Source organism: Streptomyces sp. 1331.2, from assembly GCF_900199205.1.
GTDB lineage: Bacteria > Actinomycetota > Actinomycetes > Streptomycetales > Streptomycetaceae > Kitasatospora.
The window spans coordinates 1539979-1560138 of record NZ_OBMJ01000001.1; the positions used below are offsets into that span (position 1 = coordinate 1539979).

The following is a 20160-nucleotide window of genomic DNA, read 5'->3' on the forward strand; positions in this document are numbered from 1 at the left end:
ACCCGAGGTCCCATGACCGAGCGCGTCCGGTGAGCGCGGACGTCAACCTGGCCCAGCTCAGGGCACTGGTCGCGGTCTCCGACACCGGCAGCTTCGGCGCGGCCGCCGACGAGCTGGGTATCAGCCAGTCCGCGGTCTCACACGCCGTCGGCGCGCTGGAGCGGGCCCTCGGCGCACCCGTCCTGATGCGCGGCACCCCGTGCCGGCCCACTCCGCTGGGCGAGCAGGTCCTGCCGCACGCCCGGACGGCCGTCGCCTCCGCCGCCGCGGTGCGCACCATCGCCACCCAGCACACCGGCGGCCTGACCGGCACCGTACGGCTGGCCGCGCCGACCACCGTCTGCCAGTCGCTGTTGCCCGGGCTGCTGCGGGACTGGAAGGCCTCGTACCCGGAGGTCACCGTCCGGGTCTTCGAGGGCGAGGATGCCGAGTTGGCCGCCTGGCTGGAAGCCGGCACGGTGGACGCCGCCGTCCTGGTGGACACCGGGCCCCTGCAGCCCGGGGCTGTCGCGCTCGGCGCCGACTCGATGCACGCGCTGCTGCGCCGCGACCACCCGCTCGCCGGCCAGGAGAGCATCCACGTCGCCGAGTTGGAGGACGACGACTTCCTGCTCTCCGAGGGCGGATGCGAGCGCCACATCCGCGAGGCCTACCGGCGGGCCGGCGCCCGCTTCGCGCCCCGGCACCGCATCCGCGACCTCAACACCCTGATCGGCATGGTGAACGCGGGTGTCGGGATCTCGGTGATTCCCGCGCTGGCGGTGACCATGCTTCCGGCCGACTGCGTCCTCGTCCCGATCCGCCCCGCCGTCCACCGGACGCTGACGCTGACCGGGCCGGCCAGCCGGCCGTGGTCGCCGGCGGCCAGCGGTCTGCTGGCCGGCGTGGGGGCGATGACGAAGGCCAAGGCCAAAGCCGGGGCCAAGGCCAGGGCGGGGGCGCTGACGATGGCGGCGACGGCAACGGCAGTGGTGGTGGCACCTGGCTGAGTGGAGTTTTTCGGCGCCAAAGGCCGGGTCGGTGGAATTTCCCACCGCCCCGGGCGGCCGTGACTGGTCGGCGCGGGCGTACGGGCGCAGGGTGACGGCATTCCAGCCGTACACCCGAGGGAGTCCCCGATGTCCGCACACCCGACGCCCGAACAGCAGGAGTCCGCACAGCAGGTATCCGAACAGCAGGTATCCGAACAGCAGGTATCCGAACAGCAGGTATCCGAACAGCAGGCGTCTACGCACCAGGCGCCCGCACGCCCGCACCCCCGCCGCTGGTGGGCGCTCTGCGCGCTGCTCACCGCCGAGGCGATGAACCTGCTGGACGCGACGATCGTCCAGGTCGCCGCGCCGCGCATGCGCGCCGACCTGGGCGGCCCGGCCGCCGCCGTGCCCTGGCTCACCACCGCGTACACGCTGCCGTTCGCCGTCCTGCTGCTCACGGGCGGTCGGCTCGGCGACCGGGCCGGACGGCGCCGGGTGTTCCGGGTCGGCGTCGTGGGCTTCCTGCTCGCCTCGCTGGCCTGTGCCTGCGCGCCCACCCTCGGCACGCTGCTCGTGTTCCGGGCCGTCCAGGGCGCGGCGGCGGCCGTGATCGTGCCGCAGACCATCGGCCTGATCAAGACCATGTTCCGCGGCCCGGAGACGGCTCGCGCACTCGGCACGATCGGGCCGGTGATGGGCCTTGCGGCGGTCTCCGGGCCGGTACTCGGCGGGGTGCTCACCCACGCCGACCTGTTCGGCTCTTCCTGGCGCTCAGTCTTCCTGGTCAACCTTCCGCTCGCGCTGGCAGTTCTCGCCCTCGCCCCGCAGCTGACCGAGGACCGCGCCCCGCGCCGCCCCGGTCTCGACCCGGTCGGCAGCGCGCTCGCGGCGCTGACCACCGGGCTGGTTGTGCTGCCGCTCCTGGCCGCCGGAAGCACACCGCCCGGCTGGACGGCCGCCGGAGCGGTCCTGGGGGCGGCCGTCGCGGTGGGCTTCGCCGTCCACCAGCGCCGCGGGGCCCGGCGCGGCGCCGACACGCTGGTCGAGCCGAGCCTGTTCACCACCGCACGGTTCCCGGCCGCGCTGACCGCCCTGGCGCTCGCCTTCGCGGCGACGACCGGGCTCAGCCTGGTCGTCGTGCTTCAGCTCCAACTCGGCAGCGGTGCCGACGCCCTGGCCTCCGGGCTGACGCTGCTGCCGATGCCGGCCGGGCTCGCGGTGGGCTCAGTGTGGGCGGGCACGTCGCTGGTCCGGCGGTACGGAGCGCGGGTGATGCCCGCCGGGATCGCCGTCATGGCGGCGGGGATGGTCGCCGCCGTCGCTGCCTACCGCACCGGCGAACGGCCGGAGTTGCTGCCGTACGCGCTCGCGGTGGTCGGACTCGGGCAGGGGCTGTTCACCCCCGCTTTCTTCACCACCGCCCTGCGGCCGCTGCGACCGCAGGAGACCGGTTCGGCGGCCGGCCTGCTCAACGCCGTGCAGCAGCTGGGCTCCACGCTGGGCGTCGCGGTGCTCGGCCGGATCTACCTGTCCGCCCCGCAGGCCGCCGGGGCCCAGCACGCCTGCTGGATGGCGCTCGGTGTGCTGGCCGCCGTCGCCGTGGCCGCACGCGTCATGAGCACCACTCATGACGCCCGCGCCGATGCCCGCGCCGATGGCTGCAGCGACGCCCACGCCGGTTCCGATCCCGACTCCCACCCCAGCGACCAGGCTCCCCCCGCCGCGCGCACGGCAGAATCGGACGGTGTGTCCGACCGACGGGAGCCCACCCGTGCTCGATGAACTCGACCGCGCGCTCGTCCACGCCCTACGGGTGGACGGGCGCGCCCCGTTCAGCCGTATCGCCGCCGTCCTCGACGTCTCCCCGCAGACCGTCGCGCGCCGCTACCGGCGGCTACGGGCCGAGGCCGGGCTGCGGGTGGTCGGGCTGGCCGATCCGCACCGGGCCGGGCGCACCCAGTGGCTGCTGCGCCTCACCGCAGGCCCGCACACCGCCCTGAACCTCGCCCAGGCGCTGGTCCGACGCCCCGACACCGCCTGGGTGAAGCTCGCCTCCGGCGGCACCGAGATCACCGCCATCGTGGACACCGGCCCCGGCGCCGCCGGTCACACCCTGCTGCTGCGCGACATCCCCCGCAGCGCGGCCGTCACCGCCGTCTCCGCACACTGCCTGTTGCACACCTACCGGGGCGGCCCGTCCGCCTGGCCGGTCAGCACCGAGGCGCTCACCGACGAACAGCAGGCCCTGCTCCACCCGGCTGCCGTGACCTCACCGTCCGGCGGCCTGGACGAAGCCGACCACGCCCTGCTCGGCGCACTCCACCGGGACGGCCGTACACCCCTCGGCGATCTGGCCGCCGCGACCGGCCGCACCCCGGCCACCGTGGCCCGCCGGCTCGCCGAACTCCGCTCGGACGGAACGGTGTTCCTCGACATCGAACTCGACGCCAGGCTGCTGGGCGCGGGCATGCAGGCGCTGCTCTGGCTGAGCGTCGCCCCCGCCCATCTCGACCGGGTCGGCCGCGTCCTCGCCACCCACCGCGAACTCGCTTTCGTCGCCGCCACCACCGGCCCCAGCAACCTCGCCGCCTTCGCCCTGTGCACCGACCCGGCCGACCTCCACCGGTACCTGACACAGCGGCTCGGCGCGGTCCCGGAGATCGCCGCCCTGGAGACCGCCCCTGTCCTGCGCACCCTCAAGGCCGCCGGGCCCGTCCCGGCTCCCCCGGTCCGTGGACTCCCCTGACCGGACCACGAGGAGGCGGAGGGCACCGACGACACCGACGCAGCGCCGAAGCCCGGGTCGTGCCGGCGGGATTCGCCGGGTTCACCAACACGGAGCCACCACACGGGAGTCACCACGCAGCGTTCACCACTCCTCCCTCCCGCCGGGTCTTGACCCGCCCTCCGGGACAGGTCTATACCAGTGGGAGCCCACGGCAACCACCGGACGTCCCTGGGTCGTTCGGCCCGCCGCCGCGCCACCCCCACCTCCGGCGCGCGTACGGGCACCTCCCCCACCGCCGTTTCCTGGAAGGCTTCCGATGGAACGCGCTCATCCCCCACACCCCGTCAGCCCGCAGACCCTGCCGGAACACCGACGTCGCCCCCGCCGGGCCGCCCTCGCCGTGGCCGGCGTGCTCGGCCTGGTCGCCGGAGGCTTCGCCGCACTGGCCGGCACCGGCTCCGCCTCCGCGGACACCACCGCCGTCACCGCCGCCGCCGGCCTCGGCAGCAACTGGTACGCCTCGGCGCCGTACCTGATGCCCGAGGACAACAGCCCGCCGGACGCCGCCGCCGTCATGGACGCCACCGGCCAGAAGGCCTTCCAGCTGGCGTTCATCCTTGCCCAGGGCAACAGTTGTTCCCCCGCCTGGGGCGGCACCTCCTCGATCGACACCGACACCACCATGCCGAACGTCATCCAGACCGTCCGCGGCAAGGGCGGCGACGTCTCGGTGTCGGTCGGCGGGTACGGCGGCACCAAGCTGGGCCAGGTCTGCGGCACGCCCGAGGCAACCGCCGCCGGGTACCAGAAGGTGATCACCAAGTACCAGCTCAAGGCGATCGACTTCGACCTGGAGGAACCGGAGTACGAGAACACGGCGGCCATCCACAACGAGATCGGCGCCGCGCGGATCCTCCAGCAGAACAACCCCGGCCTGTACGTCTCGATCACCACCGCCGGCACCAACGCGGGCACCGGCTGGTTCGGGACCCAGATGCTCAACGAGGCCAAGTCGCAGGGCTTCACGCCGAACAACTACTCGATCATGCCGTTCGACGGCGGCTTCAACGGCGCGGCGGCGCAGACCGACGCACTGGTGAAGTTCAACCAGATCCTGCAGAGCACCTTCGGCTGGAACGAGGCCACCGCGTACGCCCACGAGGGCGTGTCGATGATGAACGGCCGCACCGACGCCGCCGAGTACTTCCGCCAGGCCGACTTCCAGACCGTACTGGACTTCGCCACCGCCCACGGCCTGGCCCGGTACACCTACTGGTCGGTCAACCGGGACCGGCAGTGCCCGGGCCCGGTGGACCCGGGGCTGTCCGGCTCCTGCTCCAGCGTGGCGCAGAACGACTGGGACTTCACCAAGTACACGGTGAAGTTCGCCGGCGCGACCCCGCCCACCACGCCGCCCACCACCCCGCCCACGACTCCCCCGACCACCCCGCCGACCACCCCCGGCACCTGCACCGCACCGCCCTGGAGCGCGAGCACCACGTACACCGCGGGCGCCAAGGTCTCGTACAACGGGCACAACTACCACGCCAAGTGGTGGACGCTCAACGAGGTGCCGACCGCCAGTGGCCAGTGGGGCGTCTGGGCCGACGACGGGCCCTGCTGACCGAGCCGCGCGACGAGATCGCGCAGCGAAAACCCGTACACCGGAACCGCACGACGGAACCCACGGGTACGCGGGCCCCGGGGGCGCACCCCCGGGGCCCCGCCGGCTTGGGCGCGGGGCCAGGGTCACGGTGGTGCCCGGCTCCGGCTTGGCCGCGGCGGGCAGGGTGCGGATGGTGTGGCTGCCGTCGGAGCTGCCGCGCCATTCGGCAACCGTTTCCCCAGCCCAGCGCCCTCCCACCGCGGGGAGCGCACCGGAGGAGAAGACCCCGACCGCCTCCGCCCGTCAGGCCAGGCCGAGCCCGGCGTCCGGCGTCTTGCCCGCCTGCGCCTGTTCGATCCGCTTGACCAGCATCACCGCGAACCGCCGCGTCGCGGCCACGTCCACCGGGCCGCCCTCGGTGGTCACGCTCGCCACCACGGTGCCCGAGCGCACGACGATGCCGACGCCTTCGCCCTCGGCCAGCGGCCCCTGGAACGCCTGGCTCTCGCTGCCCAGTGCCGGGGCGTCGAGCTTCCTGAACGGCCCGGCGGCGTACGAGGCGTACGACTCCTTCAGCCGGTTCTTGGCCGCGTCCCGGCTGGGCAGGGTCTCGACGATGAAGCGGGTGACCACGTCGCCCGAGGAGAACCGGACCGACCCGCTGAGCGGTTTGCCCGTGCAGGGCACGGCGGCGGTGCAGGTGACGGTGTGGTCGGCGGTGTCGACCTTGCGCTTCTCCTCCTCCCACCCGGCCATCACCTTGGCGTCCGGCAGCACCTGCCCGACCACCTTGTCGTCCAGCAGCACGCCCTCCAGGTCCGCCCCGGGCGTCTCCGCGGCGGCCGGCGCGGTCCCACCCGCGGGCGCCGGGGCAGCCCCGGAGGCGGCACCGGCCGGCGCCGACGCGGTCCCAACGGCGGCGGGCGCGGTCGCCGCAGCCGTGCCGGCAGCCCCGGCCGTACTCGCCCCGGCCGCGCTCGGCACCCCCGGCGCCGCCCCCTTGACGTCCTTCGACCCCCCGGACGAGCACCCGGCCAGCACCGCCACCAGTACCCCGGTCGCCACTGCGGCGGCCATCCGCCGACCACCCATCCCCATCGCCCCGCTCCCTCCGGCTGTCAGTGATCCCTCAACATAGCCGCAGCTCCGCCCCCGCCCACCGCCGGGCCCCGGACGCCCGTCCGGCAGCGTCCCGGCCGCCCGGTACCGGCCCCGGGAACGCCGACGGGGCGGTGACCGACCGGTCACCGCCCCACCGACGAACTACCGCAGTCCGGTCAGACCGCCGGAACCGGGTACGTCGGGTACTCGACGCCCGAGATGTACTGCACGACCCGGACGACCTGGCACGAGTAGCCGAACTCGTTGTCGTACCACAGGTAGAGGATCGCGTTGTCGCCCTCGACCTTGGTCGCGCCGGCGTCCACGATCGAGGCGTGGCGCGAGCCGATGAAGTCGCTGGAGACGGCGTCGGGCGAGTCGATGAAGTCGATCTGGCGCTTCAGCGGCGAGGTCAGCGAGACGTTGCGCAGGTACTCCAGGACGTCCTCGCGGTTGGTCTCCCGCTTCAGCTGGAGGTTGAGGATCGCAATGGAGACGTCCGGCACCGGCACGCGGATCGAGCTGCCGGTGATCTTCGCGTCGAGGTCCGGCAGGGCCTTGGCGACGGCCGAGGCGGCACCGGTCTCGGTGATCACCATGTTCAGCGGTGCCGAGCGGCCGCGACGGTCGGCCTTGTGGTAGTTGTCCAGCAGGTTCTGGTCGTTGGTGAACGAGTGGACGGTCTCCACGTGCCCGCGCAGCACGCCGTACTCGTCCTCCATCGCCTTCAGCGGCGGGACGATGGCGTTGGTGGTGCAGGAAGCGCAGGACAGGATCTGCTCGTCCGGCTTGATGGTGTCGTGGTTGACGCCGTGCACGATGTTCGGGACGTCGCCCTTGCCCGGGGCGGTCAGCACGACCTTGGCGATGCCGGGCTGCAGGTGCTTCGACAGGCCCTCACGGTCACGCCACCGGCCGGTGTTGTCGATCAGGATCGCATCCCGGATCCCGTACTCCGTGTAGTCGACCTTGGTCGGGTCGTCGGAGTAGATCACCGTGATCTCGTTGCCGTTGGCGATGATCTTGTTGTTCGCCTCGTCGACGGTGATCGTGCCCTGGAACTGGCCGTGGATGGAGTCACGGCGCAGCAGCGAGGCCCGCTTGACCAGGTCGTCGCCGCCGCTGTTGCGCACGACGATGGCCTTCAGCCGCAGGCCGTTGCCCGAGGCCTTCTCGATCAGCAGCCGCGCGACCAGTCGGCCGATGCGACCGAACCCGTACAGCACGACGTCCTGGGCGGACCGGCGCTCCAGCTTGTTCTCGCCGGTGGCGCCCGCGACGGCCTGGGCGGTGAACTCCTCCACCGACAGACCGCGGTCGTCCGCCTTGTACGTCGCGGCGAGCATGCCGAGGTCGATCTGCGAGGGGCCGAGGTCCAGGGCGGTCAGCGCGCTCAGGAACGGCATCGTCTCGGTGACCGAGAGCTCCTCGCCCGCTATCTGCCGGGCGAAACGGTGCGTCTTGAGGATGCTGACCACCGACTTGTTCACCAGGGAACGGCTGTGGCACAGAACGGTGACGTCCCGCTCCCGGTGCAGCCGCCCGATGATCGGGATCATCGACTCCGCGATCTCCTCGCGGTTCTTCCAGTCCGTGAACACGTCGTCGTTGACAGTCACAAGTCCATCTTTCGAGCTGAGGGTGTTGCGCACATGGTAGCTTCGCCCGCTCGTGGCCCAGCGGCCGGTCCCGCCTTCCCGCGCCTGCGCCACCCCGCCCACCTGCGGTTTCCTCCGCCGCCCCACCCCGGAAGGTGATCACCGCCACCCTCGGGGCCTGCTCCGGGACCCCGCGCGGGCGGCCCTCGTCACGGATACACGGCGGGACCTCCTACGACGGCCGAACGAGGTCGAGGGGATCGAACCGGCGGAGGCGGAGCCGGAGTTGGACCGCGGTACCGCGGCACGGAGTTGCCCGGGGCCGGGTGGGGTGGGGTAATGGGAGGCGGCCGGTAATTCGAGCGTTCCGCGACAGATCCGTTCCACGACAGGTCCGTTCCGGGAGAGACCCGTTTCCGTGAGAGATCCGTTCCGTGAGAGATCCGTTCCGCGAGAGACCCGGGAGCAGCAATGACCGGTGGTCCCGAACCCATCAGTGTTGAGGGCCTGCACGCGGTGCAGGAGGAGTTGGCACAGCTACGGGCCGAGCGGGAGCAGGTGGCCGCGACGCTGCGTGGGGTGGAGCCCGTGGGGGACCGGGCGGATGCGGCGGACGAGTTGCAGCGGGCGTCGGAGGTGACGCGGCTGGACCGGCGGATCGCCGAGTTGGAGGGACGGCTGCGGGAGGCGTCGGTCGCCGGTGCGCCGTCCACCGAGGTGGTGGGGGTGGGGTCCACCGTCACCGTGCGGTTCGCGGACGGGGAGGAGGAGACCGTCGAGGTCTCCGAGCTCGCCGAGGAGCGGGAGCTGACCCTGGTGACGGCCGACAGCCCGCTCGGGAAGGCACTGCTGGGCCGCCACGCCGGGGACACGGTGAACTACGAGACGCCGGGCGGAGCGGCCAGCGCGGTCGTGGTGGCGGTGGGCCGCGGGGGCGGGGAGTAGCGGCCTCCGGCGGTGTGACGGCCTCCGACGGGGCGGGCGGCCATGTGGGGAATTCCCGGTCGCCCGCCCGGTCGGGGAAATGCGGCACGCCCTTGGCAGGCGCGAAGGAAAATCCCTCGATAAGCGCCGCCTATCAGCTCAGCGGAATTTCCGCTTTGACGGTTCTCGACCGCCGACAACACACTGGACAAAAGGAATCCAGGAAATCCGAGATCCGGAAATGGGGCAGCGCAGAGCATGAGCACGCACCTGCCCCCGGCCCCGGCTCCGACGCCGGTCGCCTCCCGCGCCTCCCGCCGCTGGCTCCCGGCGGCGGCAGCCGTGGCCGTGGCCGCCTGGGGAGCGAACCAGTTCACCGCCCTGGCCACCGTCTACCGGGCGCGCACCGACTGGTCGGCGCTGTCGCTGGCCGCGATGTTCTCGGTCTACCTGGTCGGGCTGGTGCCCGGTCTGCTGCTGGGTCGCCCCGCCGCCGACCGGTACGGCCGCCGACGGGTGGTGCGCGGCGCACTGGTGCTGTCCGCCGTCGCCAGCGCCGTACTGGCCGTCGCGGACGAGCCCGCCGTGTACGCCGCCCGGCCCGTCACCGGCTTCGCGGCCGGGCTGGTCTTCCTGGCCGGGACGACCTGGCTGCGGGAGCTGTCCGGGCCGTCCGTCCCGCCCGAGACCTCGGCGCGCCGTGCGATGTACGCCACCGGAGCCGGTTTCGCGGCGGGCGCGCTGGCCACCGGGGTGCTCGCCGAGTGGCTGCCCGGCCCGACGGTGCTGCCCGCGCTCGCCCACACCCTGGGCTGCCTGCTGGTGCTGCGCGCCACCCGCCGGCTCCCCGAAACGGCAACGCTGCCGGCGACAGCCCGTAACGGCGGCTGGGTCGATGGCGTTGCCGGGGCCCACGCCGGTGCGGCCACCGTGGCGGAGCACCGTGCGGCCGTCCAGCAACCCCCGGTTCCGCTACGTCGTGCTCCCTGCCAGCCCCGCCGTCCTCGGCGCCGCCACCGTGGCGTACGTCGTGCTGCCCCCGCTCGTCGCCGACCGCGTGCCCGGCTACGCGCCGCTGTTCGGCGGCCTGGTGGCGGCGCTGACGCTCACCATGGGCGTGCTCGCCCAGCCCTTCGCGGCCCGTCTGGACGACCACGGCAGCGCCCGGGCCACCCTCACCGCCATGGCCACCGTGATCGCCGGGCTGCTGATCGGCGCCCTCGCCGCCGAGCGCGACTCGGTGGGGCTGGTGCTCGTGGCTGCCGTCGTCCTCGGCACCGGGTACGGGCTGACGCTCGGCGCGGGACTGCACGAGGTGGAACGACTGGCGACGCGGAGCCGCGGCCCGACCTCCGCCTCGCTCTACCAGAGCACCATCTCCAGCGGCTTCCTCACCCCGCTGCTGCTCGCCGGGACGGCCGGCCACGCCTCCTACCCGGCCCTGCTGGTGGGCATGGCCGTCGTGGGCGTGCTCTGCCTGGCCGTCACCGGTGCGCACAGCCGCAGCCACCTGCCCGCGCTGGCGGACCCGGCGCGGTCGGGGACGGGGTCGGGGTCGGGGACGGGGTCGGGGACGAGCGAGGATTCGGGTGAGGATCCGAACGACGATCCAAGCGAGGGTTCGTCCGTACAGTCCGTACAGTCCGGACCGAGACCGAGACCGACACCACCACCGAGGAGCCGACGACGATGGGCCGAGTGACCGTTCCGCGCAGGGTGCTGCGCCTGCGCCAGGGCACGCCCTCGCACCGCCCCGACACCCTGGCGGCCGAGGAGCCGATGGAGATCCGGGTCGGCGGGCGCCCACTGACGGTGACCATGCGCACCCCGGGCAACGACTTCGACCTGGCGGCCGGTTTCCTGGTCAGCGAGGGCGCCCTGCAGGCCGCCGACCAGGTCGCCGGGATCCGCTACTGCGCGGGCGCCACCGCCGACGGCGGCAACACCTACAACATCGTCGACGTCGTGCTCGCCCCCGGTGTGCCCGCCCCCGACGCCTCGCTGGAGCGCAACTTCTACACCACCTCCTCCTGCGGCCTGTGCGGCAAGGCCAGCCTGGACGCGGTGCGCACCACCGCGCCCTGGAGCGTCTCCGAGGACGGGCTGCGCGTCACCCCCGCGCTGCTGTCCGCCCTGCCCGACCGGCTGCGCGCCGCCCAGAAGGTCTTCGAGAGCACCGGCGGTCTGCACGCGGCGGGCCTGTTCGACGCGGAGGGGCGGCTGCTCTGCCTGCGCGAGGACGTCGGTCGGCACAACGCCGTGGACAAGGTGGTCGGCCACGCCCTGCGGGAGGGCCTGCTGCCGGCCCGCGGCACGGTGCTGATGGTCAGCGGCCGGGCCTCCTTCGAGCTGGTGCAGAAGGCCGTGATGGCGGGCATCCCGATGCTCGCCGCGGTCTCCGCGCCCTCCTCGCTGGCCGTGGACCTCGCCGAGGAGAGCGGCCTGACCCTGGTCGGCTTCCTGCGCGGCGAATCGATGAACGTCTACACCCGCACGGACCGCATCGACACCGGCCGCATCGACACCGACCGCACCGAGGGCCGCATCGACACCGACCGCACCGAGGGCCGCATCGACACGGAGCCGGCCACCGGCCACGGGGCCGCCGCCCTCAAGGCCGAGTAGATGCTCTTCCGCCAGCTCGAATACCTCGTCGCCCTCGCCCGGGAGCGGCACTTCGCCCGGGCCGCCCAGGCCTGCCACGTCTCCCAGCCCGCCCTGTCCGAGGCCGTCCGCAAGCTGGAGGACGAGCTGAAGGTGCTGCTGGTGCGTCGCGGGCGAGCATTCGAGGGGCTGACTCCCGAGGGCGAGCGGATCGTTCGGTGGGCGCAGCGGATCCTGGCGGACCGGGACGCCCTGCGGGACGAGGTGGACGCCCTGCGCACCGGTCTGAGCGGACGGCTGCGGATCGGCTCGGTGCCGACCGCCTCGGGCGCCGTCTCGCTGCTCACCGGGCCGCTCTGCGCCGCCCATCCGCTGGCCACCGTGGAGCTGTCCACCGATCTGCGCTCCGAGGAACTGCTGCGCCAGGTACGGAACTTCGAGATCGACGCGGGCATCACCTACCTGCCCGGGCCCGGCGCCGACGACCTGCGCACGCTCCCCCTCTACGAGGAGCGGTACGTCCTGCTGACCAGCCCGGCCGACGGACCGGCCCGCCACTCCCGGGCGACCTGGGAGGAGGCCTCCCGGCTGCCGCTGTGCCTGCTGCACCCGGGCATGCAGGGCCGACGGGTGCTGGACGAGGTGTTCGCGGGCCTCGGGCTGGCGCCGACGCCGCGGGTCGAGACGGACTCGGTGGCCTCGCTCTTCGCCCACGTGCGCACCGGGCACTGGGCGAGCGTGGTGCCGTACGCCTGGCTGCACGTGTTCGGCGTGCCGCCCGGGATGCAGGCCGTCCCGCTGGTGGAGCCGGTGCACAGTGCACCGATCGGGCTGGTGATCGCCGCCCGGGAGCCGGGCTCGGTGATGGCGCGGGCGCTGCTGGAGGTCGCCCGGCGCACCGAGATCGCCGCCGTCCTGGGCAGCCTGCCCTGACCGGAGTGCCGCCGGGCCGGGCGGCCTGCCCTGGCCCGCTCGGCCCGGGTCGCGGGCGGTGGGCGCCCGCCATAGCCTCGACCCGAGCGCCGGGTGTCCGCCGAATCCCGACCCCCGCGACGGAAGGCGATGTGCCGTGACCACCTCAGATGACGCCGGGACCAGCGCTGGGACCACACCCGCCCACGCCGGGACCACCCCAGCCCAGGAGCGGCCCGAGCCCGAGGTGGGCCCCTCCCCCGACGGGGCTCCGCAGTTCGAGCCGTACCACCACCCGGCCGCGGGCTGGGGCGCGGCCAAGAGCGTGACCCGCTTCATGGTGCGCGAGGGCGCGTACGTGGACGGGCCGCGCGCGGTGATGCGGATGAACCACGAGAACGGGGGCTTCGACTGCCCCGGCTGCGCCTGGCCCGACGACACCAAGGGCCTGCACCTGGACATCTGCGAGAACGGCATCAAGCACGTCACCTGGGAGATGACCCGCAGGCGGGTCGGCCGCGAGTTCTTCGCCGCGCACTCGGTGACCGAGCTGTCCGGGTGGAGCGACTTCGCCCTGGAGGACCAGGGCCGGCTCACCGAGCCGATGGTGTACGACTCCGCCACCGACCACTACGTGCCGATCGGCTGGAAGGAGGCCTTCGACCTGGTCGGCCGGGCCCTGCGCGGACTGGACGACCCGAACCAGGCGGCGTTCTACACCTCCGGCCGGCTCGGCAACGAGGCGACCTTCCTGTACCAGCTGATGGCCCGCGAGCTGGGCACCAACAACCTGCCGGACTGCTCCAACATGTGCCACGAGGCCAGCGGGCGGGCCCTGCAGGCCGCGCTCGGCACGGGGAAGGGGACGGTCGACCTCAAGGACTGGGAGGTCACCGACGCGCTGTTCATCCTGGGCGTCAACGTGGCCTCCAACGCGCCCCGGATGCTGACCGCGCTCGCCGAGGCGTTCAAGCGCGGCGCGCAGATCGTGCACGTCAATCCGCTGGTCGAGGCGGCGGCAAGGCGGACGATCATCCCGCACGACTTCACGGACATGGCGCTGAACAAGTCCACCCGCACCGGCACGCTGAACCTGCAGCCGCGCATCGGCGGCGACATGGCGCTGCTGCGCGGCATGGCGAAGGCCGTCCTGGAGCAGTCCGCGACCGACGACAAGGCGCTGGACCAGCTGTTCATCGACCGCCACACCACCGGTTTCGAGGCCTACCGGGAGGTCTGCGCGGCCACGCCCTGGGAGGAGATCGAGCGCCAGAGCGGGCTGGGCCGGGCGGACGTCCTCAAGGCCGCGCGGATCTACCGCGACGCCGACCGTTCGATCTTCAGCTGGTGCCTGGGCATCACCCAGCACGAGCACGGTGTGGACACCGTCCGGGAGATCGTCAACCTCCTGCTGCTGCGCGGCAACCTGGGCCGCGAGGGCGCCGGGCCGTCCCCCGTGCGCGGGCACAGCAACGTCCAGGGCAACCGCACCTGCGGCATCGACCACCGGCCGGACGGGGAGTTCCTGGACCGGCTCGCCGAGGTGTGCGGGATCGAGCCGCCGCGCGAGCACGGCCTGGACACCGTCGCCACCATCGAGGCGATGCGGCGCGGCGCGGTCAGGGTCTTCGTCGGCATGGGCGGCAACTTCGCGCTCGCCGCACCGGACACGCCCTACACCTACGAGGCACTCGGCCGGTGCGAGCTGACCGTCCAGGTGAGCACCAAGCTGAACCGCAGCCACCTGGTGCACGGCCGCAGCGCGCTGATCCTGCCGTGCCTGGGCCGCACCGAGAAGGACCACCAGCGCGGAGGGGTGCAGTCCACCTCGGTCGAGGACTCCATGAGCATGGTTCATCTCTCGGTCGGCATGAAGAAACCGGCCTCATCGCACCTGCTCTCCGAGCCCGCGATCATCGCCGGGATGGCCCGCGCGGCGCTGCCGGACAGCCCCACCCCGTGGGAGTGGTACATCGAGGACTACGACCGGATCCGCGACACCATGGCACGGGTGCTGGACGGCTTCGAGGACTTCAACCGCCGGGTGCGGCTGCCGCTGGGGTTCCGGATCAAGCAGCCGGCCCGCGAGCTGGTCTTCCTGACCCCCTCCGGGAAGGCCGAGTTCTCCACCGCCCCGCTGCCCGACGTCGTCCCCGAGCCCGGCACCCTGGCGCTGGGCACCATGCGCTCGCACGACCAGTGGAACACCACCATCTACTCGGACAACGACCGCTACCGGGGCGTGAAGAACCTGCGCACGCTGGTCTTCCTGAACAAGGACGACATGCGTGAGCGCGGCATCGACGAGTTCGACCGGGTGGACGTCACCAGCACCGCCCGGGACGGCAGCACCCGCTCGGTGACCGGCTACCTGGCCGTCCCGTACGACATCCCGCGCGGCCGGGTACATGCCGGAGATGAACGTGCTGTGCGCGATCGGCGACTACAGCACCCAGAGCGACCAGCCGATCATGAAGCACCTCAAGGTGACCGTGACGAAGTCATGAGGGGCATGAGCTCGGCTCACGCAGCACGGCATGAGCGTCGTTCATGGCCACGGCATGAGAGTTGTTCATGACCTCCGCATGAGAGTTGTTCATACGCAAGGCGGCATGAGAGTTGTTCATGGCCACCACGGCATGAGGTCCGCTCATGCGCGAAGGCATGAGCGGACCTCATGCGGCCCTCCGACCGCTCAGTCGCTCGGCTGGGGCGTCCAGCGGTGCAGGCCCTTGCGGTCGTAGTAGCGGGTCATCCCGAAGCCGAACGCCAGGGCCAGCACCACGCCGATGGCGATCATGATCCAGCCGCGGGCCAGCCCGGCGTTCCCCCGGGCGTCGAAGAACAGGATGGCCCGGATGCCGTCGCTGAGCTGGCGCATCGGCTCGAAGACGCTCAGGAAGCGGTAGAAGCCGGGCACCGCCTGCAGCGGGACGGTCGCGCCGGAGGAGGGCAGGGCCAGCGCGATGAAGACGAACATCGACACCAGCTGCCCGATCCCGCCGAACGCGGCGTTGATCGCCTGCACCCCGAGGCCGACGGCGAGGCTGGCGCAGTAGGCGAAGAGCCAGAGCATCGCCAGGTGCGGGGCGTCCATGCCGAGGATGCCGACCGTGCAGAGCATCACCAGGGAGGTGGTGAGCAGCATGATCCCGGCCGTCATGACCATCTTGAGCAGCAGGGTCTGGGTGCGGTCGATCGGGACGGTCGGGCGGCGGGTGTGCCAGGGGCCGATCTCGCTGTCGCTGTAGCCGAGGGCGGTGTCGACACCGCTGTGGATCATGTTGCCGCCGATGAAGCCGGTCAGGACGGCGAGCAGGGTGAAGTAGAAGGCGCTCAGGCCGAGCCCGCTGTGACTGCCGATCGGGTGGCCGACCTGGGTGGCGACGGCGAACGGGTCGGCGAGCAGCAGTCGGGCGGTGGCTCCGGTGTCCGGGCCCGCGGGAGTGGCCGAGCCCGGGGCGGGGGTGGCCGGCAGGGCGGCCAGCAGCTCACGGCCTGCCGCCTGGGAGCCCTGGTGGGCGGCGTTCTGGGCGATCTGGGAGGCCAACGAGGAGCCGAGGCTGCCCAGGCCGGGGTTGGTCAGTACGGTCAGGGTCGGCCGTTCGGTGGCCCCGCCGGTGACCAGCGCGGTGACGGCGGCGGTGAAGTCCTCGGGGACGACCAGCGCGCCGTAGACCTTACCGGCGGCGAGCTGTTCGCGGAGCCCGGCCTGGTCCACCTGCCGCCAGTCGACGGTGCGGCCGGGGGTGCCGGCCACGATCGCCTTGGTCAGCCGGGTGCCGAAGTTCTCCGGCTGGCCGGGCGGCGGTGCGCCCCGGTCCGCGTTCACCAGGGCGATCGGCAGCCGGTGCAGATGGCCGGTCGGATTGACGATGCCGCCCATGTAGAGCAGTGAGAGGACGACGGCCAGCAGGCCGCACAGGACGGTGGGGAAGAGCCACAGCTTCGGACGCCGGGCGAGCGAGAGCGCCCGGGCCTGCCGGGGAGCCTCCTGGGAGCCTGCGGTCGCCATGCCACCCCTCGGGTTCGGGCACAACCTGGTGCCGCGTCAGGTACGGCGGGAAGTCGTTCCGTGGCAGCCGGAGGGACAAACCCCGCGTCACCCGGGCGGCCGTCGCCCCAACGACCGGGACCGCCAAGCGGGCCTGTTCGGCCACCACCACGCGAACGGGCAGGAACGCCGGCCTGGAGGGACGTGGCCGCGGACAATGCTGCGGAACCCCCGTACACCGACCGGACGGAGCACACCGCGGTGTTGAGCAGGCGTCACTTCATGGGCTCGGTCGGCGCGGTGGGGCTCGCGCCGTACGCGGCACCGGCGGCGGCCGTCGCCGTGACTGCCGCCGCGCCGCGGAGCCACGAGCACCACATGGCGGCGGCGATCGAGGAGGGGCGCCGCAACGAGCGCTACCCCTTCGGCGCGGTGATCGTCCGCTCCGGCCGGGTGGTCGCCCGGGGCACCGCCTCCGCGGACAGCCCGACCCAGCACGGCGAAATGGTCGCCATCGACGACTACGGACAGCCCTACGGCGGTCCCGCATGGGCCGACACCGCCCTGTACACCACCCCGAACCCTGCCCCATGTGCATGAGCGCCTGCGCCTGGGCCGGCATCGGCCAGGTCGTCTGGGCGACCTCGATCGAGGGGCTGCGCCGCACCGGCCTGGACCAGATCGACCTGTCCGCCACCGCCGTGGCCAAGGCCACCGGATCCTTCTACCACCCGGGCCTGCTGCTGGGCGGGGTGCTCGCCGCCGAGACGGACGAGCTGTTCCGCCGCGCCCAGGTCATCCGCGGCGGCGGCAGCGAGGACGGCAGTGAGGACGGGTCGTAGGGCAGCAGATCGCACCGCGGGAAGGGCGCCGACCGACGACCTGCGTGCCCGCACCGGACGTCGGTCCCACCCACTTCCGGTTCCCCCGGTTCCTACGCCGGGCGGGTTCCGTCCGGGTAGGCGAGTACGGCCAGGACGCGGCGGTTGTCGTCGTCGGAGGCGCCGAGGCCGAGCTTGGCGAAGATGGTGGAGGTGTGATTGCTGACCGCGCCCTCGCTGAAGTGGAGGCGTTGGGCGATCGCGGCGTTGGAGCGGCCCCCGGCCATCATCGCGAGGACGTCGCGGGCGAGGGCGAGGCCGGCGGACGCCGGGAGGAGACCGAGGGGCGGTCCGAGCAGCCCGCGCAGCGGCAACAGGCCCTGTCCTCCGGTGCGGGGTGGGTCTGGGCCCACCCCCCCGGTCGGGGGAAGGCGATGCTGCCGGGCGTTCCGGTGGCGCCGAGGCGTTCCGGTGGGGCGTTCCAGGTGAGGGAGAAAGGGCAGGTCAGAGGGGGTGAGACCGTTCCAGTGTCCCGGTTGGGTGGGGAGGTCTGGCGGGTGGGACGGGCGGGGGGCCACTGTGGTGGTCGGCGGCCGGTGGCGTTGGCCCGGCCGCCCGGTCTGCTCGTTCATCCACCACTGTCACGGGGGAACCTCCATGTCCGTTCGTCGTGTTCTGTTCGTCCCGGCTGCCCTCGCCCTCGGGGCCGCGCTCAGCCTGACCGCCTGCCAGTCCGGTGGCGGTTCGGGCGGTGCGCAGCAGTCGGCGAAGCCCACCCAGGCGGCCCCGGCCGGCTCGGCTCCGACGGCCGGGACGGTGGCCGCGCCGCTGGCCGGTACTTCGGCTGCACCGGTGTCAGGGGCTTCGGCCACGCCTGCCGCCAACGGCGCTCCGGGGCGCGCCGAGTCGCCTGCTGCGCCCGCTGCCCCGGGCGGGGGCGGCGGTGACAGCTACGCGTACTCCCACCCCTGCGAGTCGAAGAAGCTGTCGGTCCGGGTGACCAGCCGGGCCGGGGCGCCGAGCCAGCGGGTGATCGAGGTCCGCAACCAGGGGACGACGGCCTGCGGTCTGGGCTACTACCCGCTGCTGAGCCTCGGTGACTCGCACTCGGCCGACCGCGGCAAGGACGTCAGGCCGCTGGTGCCCAGCGGGCTGGGCGGTGCCCCGGCGTACCCGGTGGCGCCCGGCCGGACGGCGTACGCGGTGCTCGACCTCAACCCGGGTGGGGCGGGCTCCGGCACCGTGTCCGGTGTCGACGAGGTGAACGTCCTGGCCGACGGGGACCACATGCCCGTCGCCGAGACGCTGAACTTCCCGCTCGGGCAGGGCGCGAAGGTGCTCAGGCCGAAGCTGGGCCTGTACCGCGACAGCGTGGCGGATGCGGCCGCCTCGGCGGCCACCGCGGACCGGCAGTCCTGAGCGGGGCGGTCGGTCGCGGGGCCGCCGTGCTGCCCCTCCCCCGAGCGCTCCGGCGTAGAGCCGGTACCGTGAGCTGCGGCTTCGAGCAGATCCGGGGCCGGTCCGGGGCGAGGGGTGGACGGCGCATGGGTGTGGAGACCGACGAGTTCGCGGCGATGCTGCGGGAGTTGAAGGAGCGCTCCGGCCGCAGCTACGGCGCGCTGGCGACCCGGCTGCACGTCAGCACCTCCACGCTGCACCGCTACTGCAACGGCGCTGCCGTTCCGGCGGAGTACGCGCCCGTGGAGCGCCTGGCCCGGGCCTGCGGGGCACGCGACGAGGAACTGGTCGAGCTGCACCGGCGCTGGATCCTGGCCGATGCGGCCCGGCGGCGGGAGGCGGGTGCGGCCGGTACGGCAACGGCCCAGGCTGCCACCGCCAAGCCGGAGCCCGCGCCCGCGCCACAGCCCGCAAGCGCACCCGTGCCCGTGCCCGCAAACACCAACGCACCCGCAAACGCACCCGCAGAGGAGGTGGAACCCGTGCGCCCCGTGGACCCGTCCGTCGAGCCGCGCCGCCGTACCCGCACCCGCGTGCTGCTGAGCGCCGTGGCCGTCGCCGCCCTGGCCGCGCTGGTCTCGGTCTTCGTGCTGCGCGAGGGCGGCGGCGCGACGGACACGACCACCTCCCCGACGGCCGCAGCGGCCCCCACCCCGGTCAGCGGGCCCGCCGCCACGACGCCCGCCACGGCGCCCGCGGCCGCTCCCCCGGACGCCACCGGCAGTCCGACCGCCGGATCCCCCGCCGCCGCCTCTCCCACCTCCTCCCCATCGCCCGAGGAGAACACCGCCCCGTTCCACGTCAACGTCCTCGCCGACAACTGGGGCAGCCCCTGCGGCCAGTGGTTCCTCTCCTCCCGCACCCCCTCCCAGGTGGCCCCGCCCCCGGACTCCGCCGCCCGCACCGGGAGCTGGGCGGCCGGGCAGCACGCCGTACCGGCCGGGCACCTGCGCCTTGAGCTGACCGCCCTGGGCAAGAACCCGACCCCGGTCGTGCTGAACGACGTGTACGTGCACATCGTCAGCACCCAGCCCGCGCCGAAGTGGAACGCCTACACGCCCGGCGCGGGCTGCGGCGGGGCCCTCGTCCCGGCGTCCTTCGCGGTGGACCTCGACTCGCCCTCACCGCACGCCGTCCCCGTCGCGGGCCGGGAGGGTACGAAGAAGACCCCGGTCACCGACTTCCCCTACCGGGTCTCGGACACCGACCCGCAGGTGATCGACGTGGACGCCACCACGCTCTCCCAGGACGTCACCTGGTACCTCGAACTGAAGTGGAACAGCGGCCTCAGCCACGGCACGCTGCGCGTGGACGACAACGGCCGCCCCTTCCGCACCGTGGGCCTGCGGGGCGCGCCCGGCTACTTCTACAACGGCAAGGCCTGGGCCCCGTCCCCCGTCGACGGTTGAGCGCCCCGGGCGGTGCGCACGGCCGGCGAGT

At 73.2% G+C, this 20160-nt stretch carries 15 protein-coding genes and 3 pseudogenes; 14 read left to right on the forward strand and 4 right to left on the reverse strand.

The window, feature by feature from the left end; all coding sequences use genetic code 11:
* The first annotated feature begins 29 nt into the window (after positions 1–29).
* The 4 genes from CRP52_RS06570 to CRP52_RS06585 all read left to right on the forward strand — a co-directional run bounded on the left by CRP52_RS06570 (position 30) and on the right by CRP52_RS06585 (position 5326).
* Positions 30–989, forward strand: coding sequence for a LysR family transcriptional regulator (locus CRP52_RS06570; protein ID WP_218893074.1), 960 nt, complete (start codon positions 30–32; stop codon positions 987–989).
* Positions 990–1118: 129 nt separating this feature from the next.
* Complete coding sequence (locus CRP52_RS06575; RefSeq protein ID WP_097235534.1) at positions 1119–2756, forward strand: MFS transporter; 1638 nt, start codon at positions 1119–1121, stop codon at positions 2754–2756.
* Complete coding sequence (locus CRP52_RS06580; RefSeq protein WP_179852620.1) at positions 2746–3720, forward strand: Lrp/AsnC family transcriptional regulator; 975 nt, start codon at positions 2746–2748, stop codon at positions 3718–3720. Before CRP52_RS06575 ends, CRP52_RS06580 begins: the two co-directional genes overlap by 11 nt.
* 298 nt (positions 3721–4018) lie before the next feature.
* Positions 4019–5326: a carbohydrate-binding protein gene (locus CRP52_RS06585; protein WP_097235535.1), complete on the forward strand. Its 1308-nt coding sequence runs from the start codon at positions 4019–4021 to the stop codon at positions 5324–5326.
* A gap of 285 nt (positions 5327–5611) precedes the next feature.
* On the opposite strand, the gene CRP52_RS06590 is transcribed toward CRP52_RS06585, so the two are convergent.
* Positions 5612–6385, reverse strand: a complete 774-nt coding sequence (locus CRP52_RS06590; RefSeq protein WP_097235536.1) for a hypothetical protein — start codon at positions 6383–6385, stop codon at positions 5612–5614.
* Positions 6386–6585: 200 nt separating this feature from the next.
* Positions 6586–8028: a glyceraldehyde-3-phosphate dehydrogenase gene (locus CRP52_RS06595; RefSeq protein ID WP_097235537.1), complete on the reverse strand. Its 1443-nt coding sequence runs from the start codon at positions 8026–8028 to the stop codon at positions 6586–6588.
* A gap of 450 nt (positions 8029–8478) precedes the next feature.
* Between CRP52_RS06595 and CRP52_RS06600 the strand changes: the two genes are divergently transcribed.
* From CRP52_RS06600 to CRP52_RS06620, 6 genes and pseudogenes are all read left to right on the forward strand, one after another.
* The gene (locus CRP52_RS06600; protein ID WP_097235538.1) at positions 8479–8952 is read left to right on the forward strand and encodes a GreA/GreB family elongation factor; all 474 of its coding nucleotides are present in this window, start codon (positions 8479–8481) and stop codon (positions 8950–8952) included.
* Positions 8953–9189: 237 nt separating this feature from the next.
* Positions 9190–9747, forward strand: a pseudogene (locus tag CRP52_RS39255) (MFS transporter); the annotation flags it as partial.
* 127 nt (positions 9748–9874) lie between these two features.
* On the forward strand, positions 9875–10633 hold the full coding sequence (locus tag CRP52_RS39260; protein ID WP_257032319.1) for an MFS transporter: 759 nt from the start codon (positions 9875–9877) through the stop codon (positions 10631–10633).
* Positions 10621–11556: a formate dehydrogenase accessory sulfurtransferase FdhD gene (gene fdhD, locus CRP52_RS06610; protein ID WP_097235539.1), complete on the forward strand. Its 936-nt coding sequence runs from the start codon at positions 10621–10623 to the stop codon at positions 11554–11556. Before CRP52_RS39260 ends, fdhD begins: the two co-directional genes overlap by 13 nt.
* The gene (locus tag CRP52_RS06615; protein ID WP_097235540.1) at positions 11557–12468 is read left to right on the forward strand and encodes a LysR family transcriptional regulator; all 912 of its coding nucleotides are present in this window, start codon (positions 11557–11559) and stop codon (positions 12466–12468) included.
* A 316-nt stretch (positions 12469–12784) separates the two neighbouring features.
* Positions 12785–14954: pseudogene (locus tag CRP52_RS06620) on the forward strand (FdhF/YdeP family oxidoreductase).
* A gap of 188 nt (positions 14955–15142) precedes the next feature.
* Here CRP52_RS06620 and CRP52_RS06625 read toward each other — a convergent pair.
* Positions 15143–16462, reverse strand: coding sequence for a YhgE/Pip domain-containing protein (locus CRP52_RS06625; RefSeq protein WP_097235541.1), 1320 nt, complete (start codon positions 16460–16462; stop codon positions 15143–15145).
* Positions 16463–16705: 243 nt separating this feature from the next.
* On the opposite strand from CRP52_RS06625, the gene CRP52_RS06630 reads away from it, so the two are divergent.
* Both CRP52_RS06630 and CRP52_RS06635 read left to right on the forward strand, forming a co-directional pair.
* The gene (locus CRP52_RS06630; RefSeq protein WP_143685665.1) at positions 16706–17041 is read left to right on the forward strand and encodes a hypothetical protein; all 336 of its coding nucleotides are present in this window, start codon (positions 16706–16708) and stop codon (positions 17039–17041) included.
* Entirely contained in the window at positions 17038–17283 is a 246-nt protein-coding gene (locus tag CRP52_RS06635; protein ID WP_097235543.1) for a hypothetical protein, read from the forward strand. The genes CRP52_RS06630 and CRP52_RS06635 overlap by 4 nt, the downstream gene beginning before the upstream one ends.
* A 92-nt stretch (positions 17284–17375) precedes the next feature.
* On the opposite strand, the pseudogene CRP52_RS39265 reads toward CRP52_RS06635, so the two are convergent.
* Positions 17376–17570 (reverse strand): annotated as a pseudogene (locus tag CRP52_RS39265) (response regulator transcription factor); the annotation flags it as partial.
* A 349-nt stretch (positions 17571–17919) separates the two neighbouring features.
* Between CRP52_RS39265 and CRP52_RS06645 the strand changes: the two are divergent.
* Both CRP52_RS06645 and CRP52_RS06650 read left to right on the forward strand, forming a co-directional pair.
* Complete coding sequence (locus CRP52_RS06645; RefSeq protein WP_097235545.1) at positions 17920–18681, forward strand: DUF4232 domain-containing protein; 762 nt, start codon at positions 17920–17922, stop codon at positions 18679–18681.
* 125 nt (positions 18682–18806) lie between these two features.
* Positions 18807–20129, forward strand: a complete 1323-nt coding sequence (locus CRP52_RS06650) for a helix-turn-helix domain-containing protein (RefSeq protein ID WP_097235546.1) — start codon at positions 18807–18809, stop codon at positions 20127–20129.
* The last annotated feature ends 31 nt before the right edge of the window (positions 20130–20160 follow it).